The 16,399-nt window shown below is 56.3% G+C and carries 13 protein-coding genes and 4 pseudogenes; 9 read left to right on the forward strand and 8 right to left on the reverse strand.

The window, feature by feature from the left end; genetic code table 11:
- Positions 1-371 precede the first annotated feature (371 nt).
- The 4 genes and pseudogenes from F618_RS15960 to F618_RS14865 all read left to right on the forward strand — a co-directional run bounded on the left by F618_RS15960 (position 372) and on the right by F618_RS14865 (position 3,789).
- On the forward strand, positions 372-1,034 hold the full coding sequence (locus F618_RS15960) for a hypothetical protein (RefSeq protein ID WP_155998004.1): 663 nt from the start codon (positions 372-374) through the stop codon (positions 1,032-1,034).
- Between the two features lie 215 nt (positions 1,035-1,249).
- Positions 1,250-2,767: an SEC-C metal-binding domain-containing protein gene (locus F618_RS0111275; RefSeq protein WP_038071560.1), complete on the forward strand. Its 1,518-nt coding sequence runs from the start codon at positions 1,250-1,252 to the stop codon at positions 2,765-2,767.
- 222 nt (positions 2,768-2,989) lie between these two features.
- The gene (locus tag F618_RS0111280) at positions 2,990-3,310 is read left to right on the forward strand and encodes a hypothetical protein (protein WP_019568598.1); all 321 of its coding nucleotides are present in this window, start codon (positions 2,990-2,992) and stop codon (positions 3,308-3,310) included.
- A 59-nt stretch (positions 3,311-3,369) separates the two neighbouring features.
- Positions 3,370-3,789 (forward strand): annotated as a pseudogene (locus F618_RS14865) (SRPBCC family protein).
- Positions 3,790-3,792: 3 nt separating this feature from the next.
- Here F618_RS14865 and def read toward each other — a convergent pair.
- A complete protein-coding gene (gene def / locus F618_RS0111290; protein ID WP_019568601.1) occupies positions 3,793-4,329 on the reverse strand; it encodes a peptide deformylase in 537 nt (178 codons plus the stop codon).
- Between the two features lie 215 nt (positions 4,330-4,544).
- Positions 4,545-4,979, reverse strand: coding sequence for a helix-turn-helix domain-containing protein (locus tag F618_RS16610; RefSeq protein ID WP_081620888.1), 435 nt, complete (start codon positions 4,977-4,979; stop codon positions 4,545-4,547).
- A 69-nt stretch (positions 4,980-5,048) separates the two neighbouring features.
- Here F618_RS16610 and F618_RS16615 point away from each other — a divergent pair, with 69 nt between their 5' ends.
- Positions 5,049-5,249, forward strand: coding sequence for a helix-turn-helix domain-containing protein (locus F618_RS16615; protein ID WP_038071563.1), 201 nt, complete (start codon positions 5,049-5,051; stop codon positions 5,247-5,249).
- Between the two features lie 445 nt (positions 5,250-5,694).
- A complete protein-coding gene (locus F618_RS15965; RefSeq protein WP_155998006.1) occupies positions 5,695-6,117 on the forward strand; it encodes a hypothetical protein in 423 nt (140 codons plus the stop codon).
- 306 nt (positions 6,118-6,423) lie between these two features.
- Here F618_RS15965 and F618_RS15970 read toward each other — a convergent pair whose 3' ends face one another.
- From F618_RS15970 to F618_RS15990, 6 genes and pseudogenes are all read right to left on the reverse strand, one after another.
- Complete coding sequence (locus tag F618_RS15970) at positions 6,424-7,242, reverse strand: hypothetical protein (RefSeq protein ID WP_155998008.1); 819 nt, start codon at positions 7,240-7,242, stop codon at positions 6,424-6,426.
- An 826-nt stretch (positions 7,243-8,068) separates the two neighbouring features.
- Positions 8,069-9,817, reverse strand: a pseudogene (locus F618_RS16620) (cytochrome c biogenesis protein ResB); the annotation flags it as partial.
- A gap of 281 nt (positions 9,818-10,098) precedes the next feature.
- Complete coding sequence (locus F618_RS15980) at positions 10,099-10,332, reverse strand: hypothetical protein (protein ID WP_155998010.1); 234 nt, start codon at positions 10,330-10,332, stop codon at positions 10,099-10,101.
- A gap of 197 nt (positions 10,333-10,529) precedes the next feature.
- Positions 10,530-11,282, reverse strand: a complete 753-nt coding sequence (locus tag F618_RS0111310) for a hypothetical protein (protein ID WP_019568603.1) — start codon at positions 11,280-11,282, stop codon at positions 10,530-10,532.
- A gap of 326 nt (positions 11,283-11,608) precedes the next feature.
- Positions 11,609-11,881 (reverse strand): annotated as a pseudogene (locus F618_RS16625) (transposase); the annotation flags it as partial.
- A gap of 21 nt (positions 11,882-11,902) precedes the next feature.
- Positions 11,903-12,196 (reverse strand): hypothetical protein, encoded by a 294-nt coding sequence (locus F618_RS15990; RefSeq protein ID WP_019568605.1) that lies wholly within the window; start codon positions 12,194-12,196, stop codon positions 11,903-11,905.
- Positions 12,197-12,421: 225 nt separating this feature from the next.
- On the opposite strand from F618_RS15990, the pseudogene F618_RS16630 reads away from it, so the two are divergent.
- The 3 genes and pseudogenes from F618_RS16630 to F618_RS0111335 form a co-directional block, all read left to right on the forward strand.
- Positions 12,422-15,494: pseudogene (locus F618_RS16630) on the forward strand (BPTD_3080 family restriction endonuclease).
- 10 nt (positions 15,495-15,504) lie between these two features.
- Positions 15,505-16,128 carry a hypothetical protein gene (locus F618_RS0111330; protein WP_019568606.1) on the forward strand — a complete coding sequence of 208 codons (624 nt, stop codon included), beginning with the start codon at positions 15,505-15,507 and terminating at the stop codon, positions 16,126-16,128.
- 57 nt (positions 16,129-16,185) lie between these two features.
- Positions 16,186-16,399, forward strand: a 214-nt coding sequence (locus tag F618_RS0111335) for a transposase (RefSeq protein WP_019568607.1), incomplete at its 3' end; no start/stop codon positions are given.

Here is a 16,399-nt window from a genome sequence, read left to right on the forward strand (position 1 = left end):
TCGCTCCTCCCGTCACGCCACACCGGGATAACGGTGACATACCGGTTCTTTATGACACCGCGCTCTGTCACGCTCGTGCCGCCAATCTCCTCGTCTCGACCCGGCTCAGTACACCTGCAAGCCTCTAACGTCGGCCCCTGCGTCTCATCTATGTTGGACCGGTGGGCCGGTGTAGGCCTTTGACCAAGCGCCGAAAATCGTTGGTCCCAGCGCGCGGGGCGCCGTGCCCCTCGACGCGACGCCCACGACCATGATAAAAGCATGGTTTCCCTTTGGCGGTGTGCCACCGAGAGGAGAACGCCGGGATGATATGCAGAATCTGTATATCACCAATATGACAGATTCGGTCTAATCTACTGTTAGGGCCAAATATGATCGAGCAACTTGCCAATTTCATTCCTACGTCGGTCATGAGCCGGTCGGGGTCTGTTTTTTACTCCGGCCGTTCGGCTTTCACCGGTAACCGACAGCTCTATCTTCTGGGCTTAAATCCGGGTGGATCACCCGAGTTGCAGAGCAATGAAACGATTCAGTGGCATACAGAAAGGGTGCTTCAGGAAAAGCCGAAAGAATGGTCTGAGTATCAAGACGAGAAGTGGTTAGGAAAGCCCGCTGGAACTCACGGGTTACAGCCTCGCGTCCTCCACCTGCTAGGTGAACTCAATCTTCTGCCAAGAAACGTACCTGCCAGCAATGTCGTCTTCGTTCGCACCGCGAGGGAACAGGAACTGAAAAACGAGTTTGTTGATTTGGCCGAAGAATGTTGGCCTTTTCATGCCCACGTGATGCGAGAATTGAACATCAAAACAGTCTTGTGCTTTGGTCATACGGCAGGAAACTGGGTACGAGAGAAAATTGAGGCTTCGGAACCCATCGGGATCTTCGAAGAACGAAACAAACGCAAATGGAAAAGTCGGGCCTTCAAGAACAAAGATGGCATTTCGGTTGTGGTTGCCACGCATCCAAGTATCGCTGCTTGGAATACTCCAGCCGCAAACCCGGTGTCTCTAGTACGAAGGGCGCTTGCTTGCTGAATCAGCAAAAAGCCCTAACAAGGCGGTCAAGCCATTCGTCGCTATGCTCCTCCTTCGGACGCTCTCCACTCCGCAGCTGCTCGCGCATGGCTTCGCCATTGTTGCGCGAGCAGCCGCTCCGAGCTGAGCGCCGCTTACCTGGGCGTTAACCTCCGGGTTCCTCAGAGTACTGGGCGAGCGGCCCACGACGAGAGTATGTTTTTGGGAGGTCGTGGTTGGTTGGATATACCGCAGATGAAGTATTTCTCCAGTCGCTAGCGCGTCGCTCTTTCCTGAGGTTCTGGAGTTGGCCAAACCTGTTCCGCGATCAGGGCCACGCCACCCGAGGTGGTGACGGGAAAGAGATCTGCGACCTCGTGATTATCTTTGGCGATGACATCCTTCTGTTTAGCGACAAGAGAATTTCGTTCCCATCCGGCAAGGATGTGAGGGTTGCGTGGTCTAGGTGGGCCAGGAAAGCGATCGCAGCATCTGCCAAGCAGGTTCATGGTGCCCGGCGCTGGCTCCAGAGCTACCCAGATAGAGTATTCCTCGATGAGAAATGCATCGAGCGAGTGCCGATAACATTACCACGCTTGGATCAAGTACAGTTTCACAGCATTGTTGTCTGTCATGGTATCGAGGAGGAGCTTCTCGCGGCACGCAGGGAACCGTCCTTCGGCTTTGATAACTCGATATCCAGGAGCAGAATCTGGACACCGGAGGAATGCGAGCCGTTCGTTGTCGGAAACGTTGCCGAGGTTGAGTTTGTTCATGTTTTCAATGAGAAGACTGTTGAGCTAGTGTTGAAGGAGTTCGATACCGCTAAGGACTTTGTGTCCTATCTGCGCGAAAGGGAAGTTATATTAACTTGGCCGCAACCGTTGCGGATCGAGTCTGAGTCGGACATCGTGCAGATGTACTACGAGAGCTTCGACGAGGCCGAGCAGCGACGGTCGATTGCGACTGCCGAAGAGTTGACAGCGGGCCAGAAGCATATTGATAAGGGCGGGATCGAGAATCTCTACCAGAGCAGAAGCTTTCTCCTTAAGAAGCAGGCTGACAGGGTTAGCTATTTCTGGGATGACCTCATCGAGAGCTTCGCGTTCCATATCTTGGGCGGTACCGCCGAGCATCGAACATGGCAGTATCCGCATGAGGCCGAGCCCGCCCTCAGGCTTTTAGCAGCAACGAGTCGCTTCGAACGCAGGTTTCTTTCAGAAAGCTTTCTGAGCTTTTATGACAAGGCGCTCCCAGGCCAGCGCGGCACTCGACTAGTCTTGGATCCCTCCGATTGCGCGGTTGGCTACCTGTTCTTCATGCTTCCCTACATGGACGGGCGGGACTACGGAGAATACCGGCAGGTTCGCCGAAGCATGCTAGAGGACTACTGCATGATCACAAAGCTGGATAATCCAGGGCTCAAATGTGTGATCGGACTTGGGGCGCAGACTAGAAGATTGGATCAATCTCTTACTCCAGAGTTCTTCGCGGAGGGGCAGGACTTCATTGTCTTGGACGCTGCAGAGTGGGACGACGCATCTCGGAGGCATGCTGAAGAGCTGAAGCAGTCTTATATAGGCAATGGACTGCTAGCCAGTAGGGCCCGCTTTGAAGGCAAGGTGTCGGAATTTCCTGAAGGAGGCCAAGGCCAGCGAAGGACGGAACCGCGGCGGCGAGCTAAAGGCTCTGAACGGAATAAGCCGTGCTCGTGCGGAAGCGGCGTCAAAGCGAAGAAGTGCTGCCTTCGATGAGGGGAGAACCAAGGGGGGGTCAGACCTTGCCTTTTAGGCTGCGCTGTCCCTCCGCGAAGCAATCCACCATGCCGTTGATGAAATACGGCATAGCCCCTTCCCCATCGCTTCCGGGGTCACCTTTGACCGCCTCGGGAACGGGGTCTAGCGTCAAAGGACATGGACGGAGAACGGCGCGACGGAATCCGACGCAACCTCGCGTAATCGCGAAGGAGGCACACCATGCGCAGCGTAGACAACATGCCGGTCCTCGACTGGCAGGACGGCAAGAACGCCTTGCGGGCGAAGTTTCAGGTGATGCACGAGGAACCGGTGGTGCTGAAGATGCCGGCCGGCATGGACTGGTCGGTGAATGGCGGCGAGTTTGGCTGCACGCTGGACGAGAACGGCATGCCGCGTGACTGCGAGGGCGGCAGCCTGCTGCATCGTCTGGCGGAGCTTAATGACATGCCGGGACTGGAGGACATCGCGAAGGCCTGTGCCTACTCCAGCTCCCGCGTGGATATCGACGCCGCGGGCTCCCGCATCATCGTGCACGACTGATCGGGGGCTGCGCCGCCGGGACCGCCCGGCGGTGACCCTGCAACCTGGAGCGGTGGCCGATGTCGGTGATCCACCACGAGATGGAGATCGACGCCGCTCCGGAGGCGGTGTTCGATCTGATGGCCCGAATGGAGGCGTTCGCCGCCTACAGCGAGGCCATCGAGTCCATCACGCGCGTCGGGCCCGATCGCTACCGCTAGCGTGTGCGGGTGGCCGGGGCGCCGCTGATCTTGGACGTGTAGGTGCTGGTCGCCGTCCCGCCGCGTCTTCTCGGCTGGCGCGCGCTGGCCGGATTGTCCTGCGAGGGCTGCTACCGGCTGACGCCGAGCGGGCGCGGTACGCATCTGCAGCTGGCCGTGCGCTGCGGCGACGAGAATCCCCTGACCGATGGCCTGCTCGGCCTGGCTGCCCACCCGCTGCTGGACGCGCTGGGGGCGGAGGCAGGGCGCAACACCTGGCCGTGCCTCCACCGGGCGTGAAGCCTACGCTTCGGCGTGGAATTCGCGGTATTCGTCGAGGAAGGCGAGGCGCGTGGGGTCGGTGACGCGGTCGATGTAGAGCTTGCCGTCGAGGTGGTCGATCTCGTGCTGGAAGACGGTGGCGAGAAAGCCTTCGGGCTCCAGGTGGCGCGGCGTTCCGTCCGGCTCGCGGTAGTCCACGGCAATGTGCCGCGGTCGCGCGACTTCGCCACGCAGGCCGGGTACGGAGAGGCAACCTTCCCAGTAGCGCTGCGGCGTCGGGTCGAGCACGGTCACGGCCGGGTTGACGAGGACCAGGCGGCCGGAGGGCACGGCATCGGGGTAGCGGCTGTTACCGGGCTCGATCTCGATCACGGCAACGCGTTGAGGCACACCGAGCTGGGCGGCGGCCAGGCCGAGCCCTTCGTTGGCGTGCATGGTGTCGACGAGGTCGTCCACCAGGGCGTGCAGCCGGGGGCTGTCAAAATCGGATTCGGGTACCGGGTCGCAGGTGCGACGCAGGTCGGGGTGTCCCATGCGCAGGATATGGCGAACGCTCATGGGAAAGATGGTGCCACAAGGGGGAAATAATGGTGGCCGGGGACGGAATCGAACCGCCGACACGGGGATTTTCAATCCCCTGTTCCCTCTTGCAACCTCTGATAGAAGTCTATATATCAATACTTTAAGAAGCAAGCGGCCGATTAGGGGGAATCCAGGGGGGAACCGACGCTATTTCGCTGCCAGCCTGAAGCGATTCACAAGCCGAACTGAGCCTACAACAAGCCTCGCACTTTCCTCCGGTTTCCCGCCCGATCGACCTTGCTTACGTATCCGTATAACCCTTCGACCTCCAGGATCCGAATCGCCGTGCCAGGATGCATCGAGGTTCCCTGCTCCCTCAAGTACCGAGCAATCGCCGTAGGCGAACCGAATTCCCCCGTCTTCGCCAGACGAACCACCTCTCCTCGCACATCATCGCGTTTCCGCCTGCCGTGTCGCCGAGGCCGACTCGACCGAGCGTCCAACGCCCTCGCATCACCCGATTCGTATCTCGCGACACGCTCCCGCCACCGATAGTAGGTCGAGCGGTCGACGCCGAATTCGGCACACGCTTCCGCAACAGTCCAATACCCCGCGCCTACCCCTGCGTCGATTCCTTTCACCACTCTCACTCGCTCCTCCTTGGATAGTTCTCGCCAACGAATCATCGCTTTTCTAATTACCTCTGCGACCCGCCAACGGTCTCCCGCATAAATAAGCGTAAAGGAGATAAAACGATGGCAAGACTAATTGATTTAAATGAAATTTCCGACCGGGATTTTGTAGACAAAGGAGTGGTTGCCAGATGTTTGGGCCTCTCTGTCAGAACCGTTGAAACACTGACGAGCAAAAGAGAACTTCCCGTTTACAAATTTGGATCATCCGTCAGATACCGATTCGGAGAAATTCTAGAATGGGCAGAACAAAAACGATTATAAATACGAGGTGACTATGAAGAACGAACTCGAAACCCAATATCTAACACGCTATTTACGCGACTTAGCCGAGTACGAGCTCACTCCTTCAGACCTTGAAGATATCGCGCAGGATATATGCCGGTACAAAACACTTTCACTAAGCATAGAAGAAATAGAGAAAGCGGTTTCCGCTTCGCTCCAAAACGAATAACAACTAAATAGGCACAAAACAACGGCGACAAATTAACTATTCTACAACCCTCACTTAAGGCTAGAGGCCACTTGACGAGGAATATTTAACCGATCGCCTAAAAACACCAGACAGAGAAATCACACATGTGCTTTCCTTGGCTTGGCTATTCTCTAAAAAATATAAAACTTTAAAAGGAGAACATTAATTAATATCAGAAACGAGATTATTAATTACATAGAAGGCGGCCAATACTGTTATTTTATTACCTTAACGATGCATGAGAAAGCCAATACTCTTGATGCTGAAGAGGCATGTAGACAATTCTATAAATCAATAAATATTGAAACCTTCCATAAATCAAAGAACGCAGTTCGGATGCTGTTTGTATTGGAATACCACAAATCCGGGGTTCCTCATATTCATTTATTATCGGAAGACCCGACATACAGAATTCTTAACAACAAAAAAAGAAATAACTTCGACTTTAAGAAAGTTGTTAGAAGCTCTTGGATTAATGCAGGCAAAAAGACTTGCGCACCAGAAAAGACCTGCGGTCTTTCAAACAGATGGTTTGAGACAATAAATGAATCTGACCGCGTCACGCAATACGTGACCAAGCATATTCCCGATGAGGAGCGCGGTGAAATCCTTTGGGAGCTCTACGCGCCAGAGGGCCGGAGAATACCTTCCATCTAAGTAGCACCAAAAAAACCATCAAAAAAAACATAAAACCGGCAGGGTTAGCTGCAGCAATATGTTTTTCACGTGAAATGTTTTATTTAATGCCCGACCAGTGAAAACATCGGCAATTAACAAAAGAATAAAGAACAAAGAAGAGACAAACATTTTTTCATTTTTTATTATTCGCCACTAATAGTCCTAGCACGTGGCCGGGCAATTCGCGCACGCAACAGGTACAGAAGGTCTGTTCCTCTACCGAACCCAGGCCAATGCTCATGAAGCACATTCAAAAACATACCGGTGTTTTGTCATTGAGTTAGGTCAAAGACCCGAAGAGCTATCCGCTCCGACAGGGTCCGGCTCGTCAAGCCGATCTAAGTAATTTCGGTACTTAACGTAGTGATAGCCACCCTGTAACTGATCTCGACCAAATTGTGTATCTGATTTGTATTCTATCTCTCCATTATATGTTTTAAATGACAAACGCGAACCACCAATGCCATATATTTGGTAGTTATCTGGATTCTTCAAGTAACCAGGGGTTCCCGCGTAGGTGTCCTCAAACACTTTTACTATTCCATCGCGCCGCGTAATGTATTCCTTGTAGTCAATGGGATCTAGGCTTACTCCTCCAACTACCGAAGGAAATACGCACAACTCAGATTCACAGACAGCCCGCGATAACCCTTCCTCGTAATACCAATACGCCATCATTTCATAGGAACGCTCAAAACTGATGGATACCGTATATTCAACGTCATTAAGATAGACTGGCGATAACTCTACGGGCTGCGATCTCGACACCAGGAAGGCCTTTCCTTCAACTTTACGGGCTCCCTGGGGGATACTGAAACCTACGTTATTACGGGGATCTGGCAAATGAAATCCAAACGACTGATAATCGTCGATCAGGCTACAAAACTCTTCCATATCACCACTTTTTACTACGTCGATATGCCTACCGATAGTATATTTCTCGACAGTTTGAAAATCAGGATGATTGCACACCACCCTAACAACGTCTTCAAAGGTGCTCTCCCACTCCAAGTCGGAAAACGGACTGAAGTCCGTTTGGTCAGCCCAGACGCTGGGTGCTGCGAGGAGAAACATCGGCGCGATAAAGTAGCCTTTCGATATCAAAAAAATCCTCCTGGTCTTACCTTAGACCCAAAACGCTATATTACAAGTAAGCGATATGGTTCAGTTTATCGATAGGGAAACACGGGCTTATTTGGTCGCCGCTCCCGCTTCGAGTCCGAGTCGACTTGATAGTCGGGTAACTCACTAGGTGTCTTCCGCATCAGTCTGCGCCTGCTGTCGTGGCCCTGAAATCTACGTTAGGCCATACAGGGGTTCCATGGAACAAGGTTGGCAGACAGGGCGGCTTCGAAAGATAGCGTGAGATTCTTTGCTCTACGTGGTGATCCAAGGCCCCTACGTAAGGGTTCGATTTGCCTGCATACGGATGCAGTCACCTAGCCGGCCCGACAAGGGGCTGGACCATGTCGTCAAAGTCTGACAACAAGGTCATCAGGTCAAGGATAGGCATTGTTGGTTCACCCCCAGCCACAATCGCTCCTTCGTCAAGCATAAAATCCAGGAAAACCCGGTCTTCTTTAACGGTCACCAACGGGAAGTCGCGCACACCCTGCATCAACGTAGCCACCACCTCCTCGGCCTCGCGGTCAGTGTGCGCTGCGGGGCGACTTGGTTCACGCAGGGCCATGTCTGCGCGCACGACGCTACGAATTAGCCCCTGGTCCACAAATGCGTTCAGATCGCCGAAAGGATAGCTGAACGGAAAAGAGCGCTCCCAAGCCGACTGCGGAATCTCCCCGGTCTCTAGATTTAGGCTGGCATCCATCTCGTTTCCGTCGACGTCGATCACACGAAGTTCGCGGAGATTTAGGCCCACACCATGGGTCACCGTCTCCATCAACCAGCGCTGGTACAATGTGTCAGGCCCTTCGAAGTCCTTCAGGTGGAAGAAGAACGGCGACTGGTACAGGCTGATCGCGTTGATTGCCGAGATCGTATCCTCCAGGAAGCGCTGTTCCTCTTCCTGGATCGAGACCACGCCTTCGTCCTGCAGGACCTCCATGTAAAGCCCCTGAAGGCCGGCGTGGAGGATGCGGATCATCAGGTCGCGGACTTCCTCGATGCGCTCTGCCGGCACGCGGCGTTCGATTTCGTTGTGCACTGCCGGGTAGCCACCCTGGGCAAACAGGCCCATCAGCTCCGCAGAGGTTTGTGCAATCGCCTGGTTCTGCGACCCTTCGACCGTATCGTCGTCACGGGCAACCTGGCGCGCGATTTCGTTGCGCACGTCGGGGTTGTGCAGCATGGCGAGATAGGTGCGGAAGCGCTCCAGCGAGTCATCGGCGTCGGCCGGCAGGAACAGGTAATGAAACTCGTCGGCCGGGCTCTCGCGGACGCCGCTCAGGAAGTACATCGCACCTTCCTGCAGGGCCGGGCGCTGGTAGTTGCGGTAGTACAGGCCATGGCCGGTGCGGTCCATTAGGCGGAAGTCGAAACTCGGGCCCAGCTGCCGGTTCTCGCGCACACCGTCTTCATTGAGCAGCGGGACCACGTTCTCCGACTGGAAGTTGATGAATTCGATCGTGCGGGTATCGCCATCCGGGGTCGGGATGTCCATCTCCTGGGATACCTGGCCCGGGACCTCGAGCTCTTGCAACGCCTCGGCACCCAGCGGGATAGCGTCGATGGTCATGCTGATGCTGTGTTCAAGGGCTGCAACCTCACGCTCCATTTCGATCAGGTCACGCAAAGACCCCGCGTCAATATTCAAGTGCAATTCGGCTGTCAGCTCCTGCAGACCGAACGACTCACCCACGCGGGTTTCACCGAGTGCCAGTGCGAGGTTAATGAGGGCGCGGCGGTCCATTTCGCGTGTCACGTGGGCGAGACGGAAGCCATTCAGCTCGAAATTGTCACCGTAGAGCTGCGCTTGGATCCGCTCCAGGGCCAGTTCGGAGTCACTCGCGAACAAACGCGAACCTTCGATCACTATCTCATCTCCGCGTAGACGCAGCCCAGCAACCTGCAGGTCCACGTCGCCGGGCACACTTACCCAAGCCCTTGGGAGCTCTCCGTTCAGATCATGTATCACTCCCTTGGAATCCAGCCAAAAAGAAGCTTTCCATTCGGCCCAATACACTTCGCCGATCCGTTCCTGTCCAGCCATCAGCAGATCGCCGTCATAGCCGACACCTTTCAGCTGAATGAACGTATCTCCATCCGAGCCGTGGCCAATTTCAAAGCTCGTCCAGTAATCGTATTCGAGCCCTGGCAGGCTCGAGGCGACCGATTCAGCCCAAGGAAGGGTTCCCGTTGCGCGGATCGGTCGGCCAACAACCCAAGAGACCAGTCCGTAATCCTCAACCTCCATTTGACCGTTAACACTCACTCTTGGACTCGCCGGTCCTAGCAACTCGGCAAACGACTCGTACAAGGCATCTTCAGGGTCCGGGCGATAACGAAAGCGATAGTCCACGGTCCCACCATCCCTGTCGTAATCGAGTCGGATGATGTCGAACTCGTCAATCGCTTCGGCATGTGCTTCGAATCGGTCCAGGAGATCTTGAAGGTTGTCTTGAAACTTCACTTTCACCAGGAGGTCTGCGCCAATCCATGCTGCAGCGGCCAATGCCAGTAGGCCCAGACCCACTGCGCCCTTCTTTAGTAAGCGTCCCATAAAGATCCTCCCTTGATAAGCCGTTCCATGTCCCCTCTACGCACAATGGCACAGGCGCTATCCTTGACACCATGTGCCACTAAACTGGTTTAGCTATGCTTCGATTGCTGCACCCGTGGCGCCACCGGAATAGTTCAGTCCGCCCCGCCGGCTTGTAAAAATACAAAGAAGACACCGGCGATTCGCCAATTGGCACGGAACATTATCTCTCAATACCAGATAACGGCCATGCGTAACCGCCGGTAACTCCACCTATTCCAGTGTCCAAGTTTTAGTGATTGTTACGCCTTAATTCCTACGATATCTTTGCTCACCCCAATCTTTGATGCAATATACTCAATAAGCTCGCCTTCAGAACGGAACTCAGCGTTATCGATAAGCTCTTGATGATCCTTCAACTCGCTTCCGTATTCATCTTCTGATATCACGGATCCACAACGAATAACTCCTGACATATAATCTGGAACATCATCGTCAAGGTGCACGGATACATATGCTATTTTTTTGTTACTCAAAGCAAATCCTCTTGATTTTATTGAATTTCATATCGAAGGTTCCTCTATCTACCATGTTGCGAATTTAGTTAATCCAGTTTTACGGCCAGCGCCACCTTAAGTCTAAAGCACTACTACATCCTCACCGACCTGCGAAAATCTGAAGGTAGACCTCATGGACCCCATCCATGCTTTTTATCGGCTTCTTCAACTTCGAATCACCGCTTTACAAGCGCAGCAAATGACGCGATAAATGCGACCCACGACAGCAAGAGCGAATCAAAGAACCGATCATAGTAATTCAGTCCGTAAAACGAGCCATCAAGGTGAAAAGCAAACCCCTTTCCGCTCCATAGAATGGCGTTGGAATTGAAAAGGTTCCACATAAAACCCTCAATCGAAGACAATCCCAATGATAACTGTGTTGTCTGTAGATCTTCCCCCGAAATTGGCATCCAACCTCCAATGTAGAGAAATCCGAAGATCAGCGTCCCCCTAACAAAAATAAACAGGAAAAGACTATCGTCGGTCGCCTTCTTACTCGGTTCCTCCACGTTCGTTTCAACTCCCTTTGTTTTCCGGAGCCCTCTCGAGTTACCCTCCTCCAGATGTGCGTATCCTTCCTCCTCTGGCGGAACGTATTTGTCGCTATCAAATCGTTTAGAACATAGCGATTCGTCTAAGGGTTCCGACTTATCTCTACCTCCACCATCCGTGATCGGCGACGCCTGTTGGCCCAATACTCTCCGCCCCCCGAGCTCCTGCTGCGGCGAGGCCAACTCTGAATCTACATCTGTTGGCGATAGAAGCCGGATCGCCTTGCCGTCAGCATCGAACGGATCGGTAATTACGTCCGCTTCGTAGTCCGGATAGCACTCCATTACCGCGAGCAAGGCTTCATCGGTCGATTGCCCTTCTCCGAAATCTTCTTGAACTTCGTACTTGCCCTCAATCTTGCGTACTACTCGCACGACACATCCCCTGTGCTGAATCCAACGATCAAGTCAACAACTATGTGGACCATCTCAAACCACTGGCGGACATTCTGCCCAACTGCGCAACCACAAAATTTGGAGTGTGGCTCGCACCCCACTACGGAGCCGCTGATTATGACGCTTCCCCACCAGCCGATAGTCCACAAGCCGATTCTAGGACAACACTGATTAATATGCCTGCACCCGGCTCCGTGCCCCGCCGAAGCATTTTTGGAAGGGCACTGGGGCCATGACGGCCGGCCTGGGCGCCTGTAACCGCCGTTTTTGCCGGTTCCAGGGCGACTTCCGGTCCTGCGGACACACTACCCCTGCGGCAGCAGCCCCCATCTTCGCGCACGGTACAGGTTCGCCAGAGCGAACAGGCTGTGCAGCTGCGCGGTGTTCTTCTTGAGGCCCCGGTAGCGCACCTTGCGATACCCGAACAGGTTCTTCAGCACATGGAACGGATGCTCCACAATCGAACGCAACTGGGCCTTCTGCCGTTCATCGGCGCGGACCTGATCGCGTTCCGGAGCCTCTGGCATCGCGCGCACCGTGCCGCGATTGCGTGCGATGTGGGTCTCCGGGCCATGCCCTTTGTAGCGGTGGACACTCCCCTAATGCTGCTCCATGTCGACCGGGTTCGATGGCAGGTTCCAGTGGACGACGGAATGGCACCAGGAGTGAAAATCCAGCCCCTCCTGTCCCACCGACGTGCTGGCCAAAACGAAGGGGCGAAACGGTGAATTAAAGCGGCCCGTACCTAAACCTGCGCGCGCGACGGCACCGCCGTTATCGCCACGCATGTCACCAAAGCCCAGGATATAACGGCACCGGATCATGACCTCGTCGACGGTGAGGCGGCGATGCTCCACGCGAACGTCATCCACCTTGAGCCGCACCGAGCGCATGGCCAGCGACTCCGCTACAGCCCTGGCGACGACATCGGTGCCTGGTCGCCACGTTGTCGGCCAAATGACCCGGACAAAGTCGGATTAGTACCTTCAGCGACAGCCCGATATCCCTCTGTTACGCTCCTTGAAAACAGAATGGCACTGCATCAACACAGAGAATGGACTCCCCATTCTCGTAGGAAGCAGATCGTCATCAACGGCGCAGGTAGCAAGGCGGGGAACATGGAACCATTCTTCGAGCGACCCATACTTAACTCTCCCTATCAGTACCCCGGTCGCCACTGGGAGCTGGATAATCAGGGCCAGCCCACCCAAAAAATCCTCGAGAAGCGTCGCCGGGCGGAGTTCATCACCCCGATTCCCCAACCGAAGAAGCGCAAGCATGGCGGCAAGCAAGCCACCATGGCGTTCGACGAAGGCCTGGGGCTCTCCAACGACGAACAGCAGTACGATCACACGGCCGTCATCAATGCCGTGCGTGAGGAAGTGGATAAATGGCGCCGCCTTCCCAACCCCAACGACTGGCGAGTAACCCCGGAAACCGCAAGGCTGCTTCAGCACTGGCGACACCATGACTTCTCGGGCATCCGTCCCTTCTTCTGCCAGGTAGAGGCCGTGGAGACCGCCATCTGGTTGACCGAGGTCGCCCCGCAGATCGGCAAGAACGGCGCACGCTTCCTGGAGCACCTGGCCAACGCCAACAACGAGGCCAACCCGGAGCTGATGCGCCTGGCGCTCAAGCTCGCCACAGGCGCCGGCAAGACCACCGTCATGGCCATGCTAATCGCCTGGCAGACCATCAATGCTGTCCGCAGGCCCAACAGCAAGAAGTTCACCCGGGGCTTTCTGCTGGTCGCTCCCGGCATCACCATTCGCGATCGTCTCCGCGTGCTGATGCCCAATGACCCGAACAGCTATTACAAAAGCCGCGAGTTGGTCCCGAGCGACATGATGGATGACCTGGGCAAGGCCAAGATCGTCATCACGAACTACCACGCCTTCAAACGACGCGAACGCCTGGAGCTCTCCAAGGGTGGCCGTCTACTGCTGCAGGGCCGGGGCGGTGATGACCTCAATACGACGGAAACCGAGGGCCAGATGCTGCAACGGGTCATGCCCGAGCTGATGGGCCTGAAAAACATCCTCGTCATCAACGACGAAGCCCACCACTGCTACCGCGAGAAACCCGGCGGCGCAGACGAGGAAACCCTCAAGGGCGACGAGAAGAAAGAAGCCGAGAAAAACAAGGAAGCCGCTCGTCTCTGGATCAGCGGCGTGGAGGCCGTCAATCGCAAGCTGGGCGTTGCGCGCGTGTACGATCTCTCCGCCACGCCCTTCTTCCTTAGCGGCTCCGGCTATGTGGAAGGCACCCTCTTCCCCTGGACCATGAGCGACTTCTCGCTGATGGACGCCATCGAATGCGGCATCGTCAAGCTGCCCCGCGTCCCCGTGGCTGAGAACATCCCCGGCAACGAAATGCCCATGTTCCGCGAGCTGTGGAAACATATCGGCAAGAAGATGCCCAAGAAAGGTCGTGGACAGAGCAAGGAGCTCGATCCCCTCAGCATCCCGGTGGAGCTGCAGACCGCGCTGCAGGCCCTCTACGGCCACTACGAGAAGACCTGGCAGCTCTGGCAGAAGGCCGGCATGAAGGTGCCCCCCTGTTTCATCGTGGTCTGTAACAATACCGCCACCTCAAAACTGGTTTACGACTATAATCTCCGGCTTCATCCGCGAGCACGAGGACGGCACCTCCAACGTCGAGAACGGCCGCCTTGAACTGTTCCGCAATTTCGACGAGCACGAAAACCCACTCCCCCGCCCCAACACCCTGCTGATCGACAGCGAGCAGCTGGAATCCGGCGAGGTACTGGATGCGAATTTCCGCACGCTTGCCGCCGACGAGATCGAGCGCTTCAAGCGCGAGGCACTGGAGCGGGGCGGGGCCCTGGCCAACGACCTGCGCGCCGGCAAGGAAATCGACGACGCGACCCTGCTGCGTGAGGTCATGAACACCGTCGGCAAAGAAGGCCAGCTCGGCGAATCCATCCGCTGCGTCGTTTCAGTCTCCATGCTCACCGAGGGCTGGGATGCCAGCACCGTCACCCACGTGCTGGGCGTGCGCGCCTTCGGTACCCAGTTGCTCTGCGAGCAGGTCATAGGCCGTGCCCTGCGTCGCCAGTCCTATGAACTGAATGAAGAGGGCCTGTTCGACGTTGAATACGCCGACGTGCTTGGCATCCCATTCGACTTCACCGCCAAGCCGGTAATCGCCCCACCGCAACCGCCGCGGGACACCGTGCATGTCAAGGCTGTGCTGCCGGAACGCGAGGCGCTGGAGATCACCTTCCCCCGCGTGGCTGGCTACCGTGTGGAGCTCCCCGAGGAGCGACTCAGCGCGCACTTCAATGATGACTCGGTGTTCGAGCTCACCCCAGCCAACGTCGGTCCCTCCATCACCAAGAACTCCGGCATAATCGGTGAGGCGGTCGATCTCAGTCTCGAGCATATCCGCGACATGCGTCGCTCCTCGCTGCTGTTCCACCTCACCCAACGCCTGCTTGTCACCAAATGGCGTGACCCCGGCGAGGAACCGAAACTGCACCTGTTCGGCCAGCTCAAGCGCATCAGCCGGGAGTGGCTGGACACCTGCCTGGTCTGCAAAGGCGACACCTACCCCGGCCTGTTGATGTACCAGGCCTTGGCCGACGTCGCCTGCGACCGCATCACAGCGGCCATTACCCGCGCCGAGCAGGGCAATCGGCCCATCAAGGCCGTGCTCGACCCCTACAACCCCACCGGATCCACGGCGAACGTCAACTTCAACACATCCAAGATTGATCGCTACGAGACCGACAGCCGCCGCTGCCAGCTCAACTGGGTGGTGCTCGACAGTGACTGGGAAGCCGAGTTCTGTCGCGTCGCCGAGGCCCACCCCAGGGTCCTGGCCTACGTTAAGAACCACAACCTCGGACTGGATGTGCCCTACCGCTACGCCTCGGAAACCCGCATCTACCGCCCGGATTTCATCGTTCAGGTCGATGATGGCCACGGCGAGGACAACCCGTTGAATCTGATCGTCGAGATCAAGGGCTACCGCGGCGAGGATGCCAAGGAGAAGAAGGCAACCATGGACACCTACTGGGTGCCGGGGGTGAACCACCTGGGCAGCTACGGCCGCTGGGCCTTCGCCGAGTTCACCGATGTGTTCCAGATGCAGGACGACTTCGCCAGCAAGGTAGAAGCGGAGTTCAACCAGATGATCAGCCGCGTGGCCGCCGAGCCGTCAGCGTAAGGGATTTACCATGGCAAGAAAGACACAACCTAAGAGCCCCAAGTCCATCGAGTCTCTCACCCACGACGAGGCGACGCGCAGCAACATCCCCACCGCCGAGTACCAGTCGGTGATGAAGAAGGACGAACAGGATCCCGTCAGCGTCAGCTACCCGCGCGGAAACGGTGAGCTGGGCGAAGAGAAGGAAAGCCGCAACCGCGACCTGGATCCACAACTGGTCTGGCGAGGCAAGGATCAGCAGGATTGGTCCGACCTGGTGGTGCATGCCCCGCCGCTCTACATCCAGGAGAAGGTGCACCCCAAGGTATTGATCGACGACCTGCGCCTGCGCAGCGAGGCCGATCAACAGGCCAGCGACGATCAAGCCGACCTCTTCGCCGATTTCAACGGCCTGGACAACGACGCGGAGATCACCGAGTTCTACCAGCACGACGCCCACTGGACCAACCGCATGATCCTCGGCGATTCGTTGCAGGTGATGGCCAGCCTGGCCGAGCGTGAAGGCCTGCGCGGCAAGGTGCAGTGCATCTATCTCGATCCGCCCTACGGCATCAAATTCAACTCCAACTTCCAGTGGTCCACCACCAGCCGCGACGTCAAGGACGGCAACGCCGCCCATGTCGCCTTCCCGTAAATTCGGTCCATTGAAAACTGGAGGTCTCCGGGCACACTAGAGCCAAAGGAGGCCGAGATGCGCAAGAGTCGGTTTACGGAGAGTCAGATTGTTCAGACGCTGAAGCAGGTCGAAGGCGGCCGGAAGGTGAAGGACGTCTGTCGGGAGATCGGGGTCTCTGAGGCGACCTACTACCAGTGGAAGTCGAAGTACGGTGGCATGGAGGCTGCGGACGTCCGACGGCTGAAGGAGCTGGAGGACGAGAACAACCGGCTCAAACGGATGTATGCCG

Source organism: Thioalkalivibrio sp. ALMg13-2, from assembly GCF_000381185.1.
Lineage (GTDB): Bacteria > Pseudomonadota > Gammaproteobacteria > Ectothiorhodospirales > Ectothiorhodospiraceae > Thioalkalivibrio > Thioalkalivibrio versutus.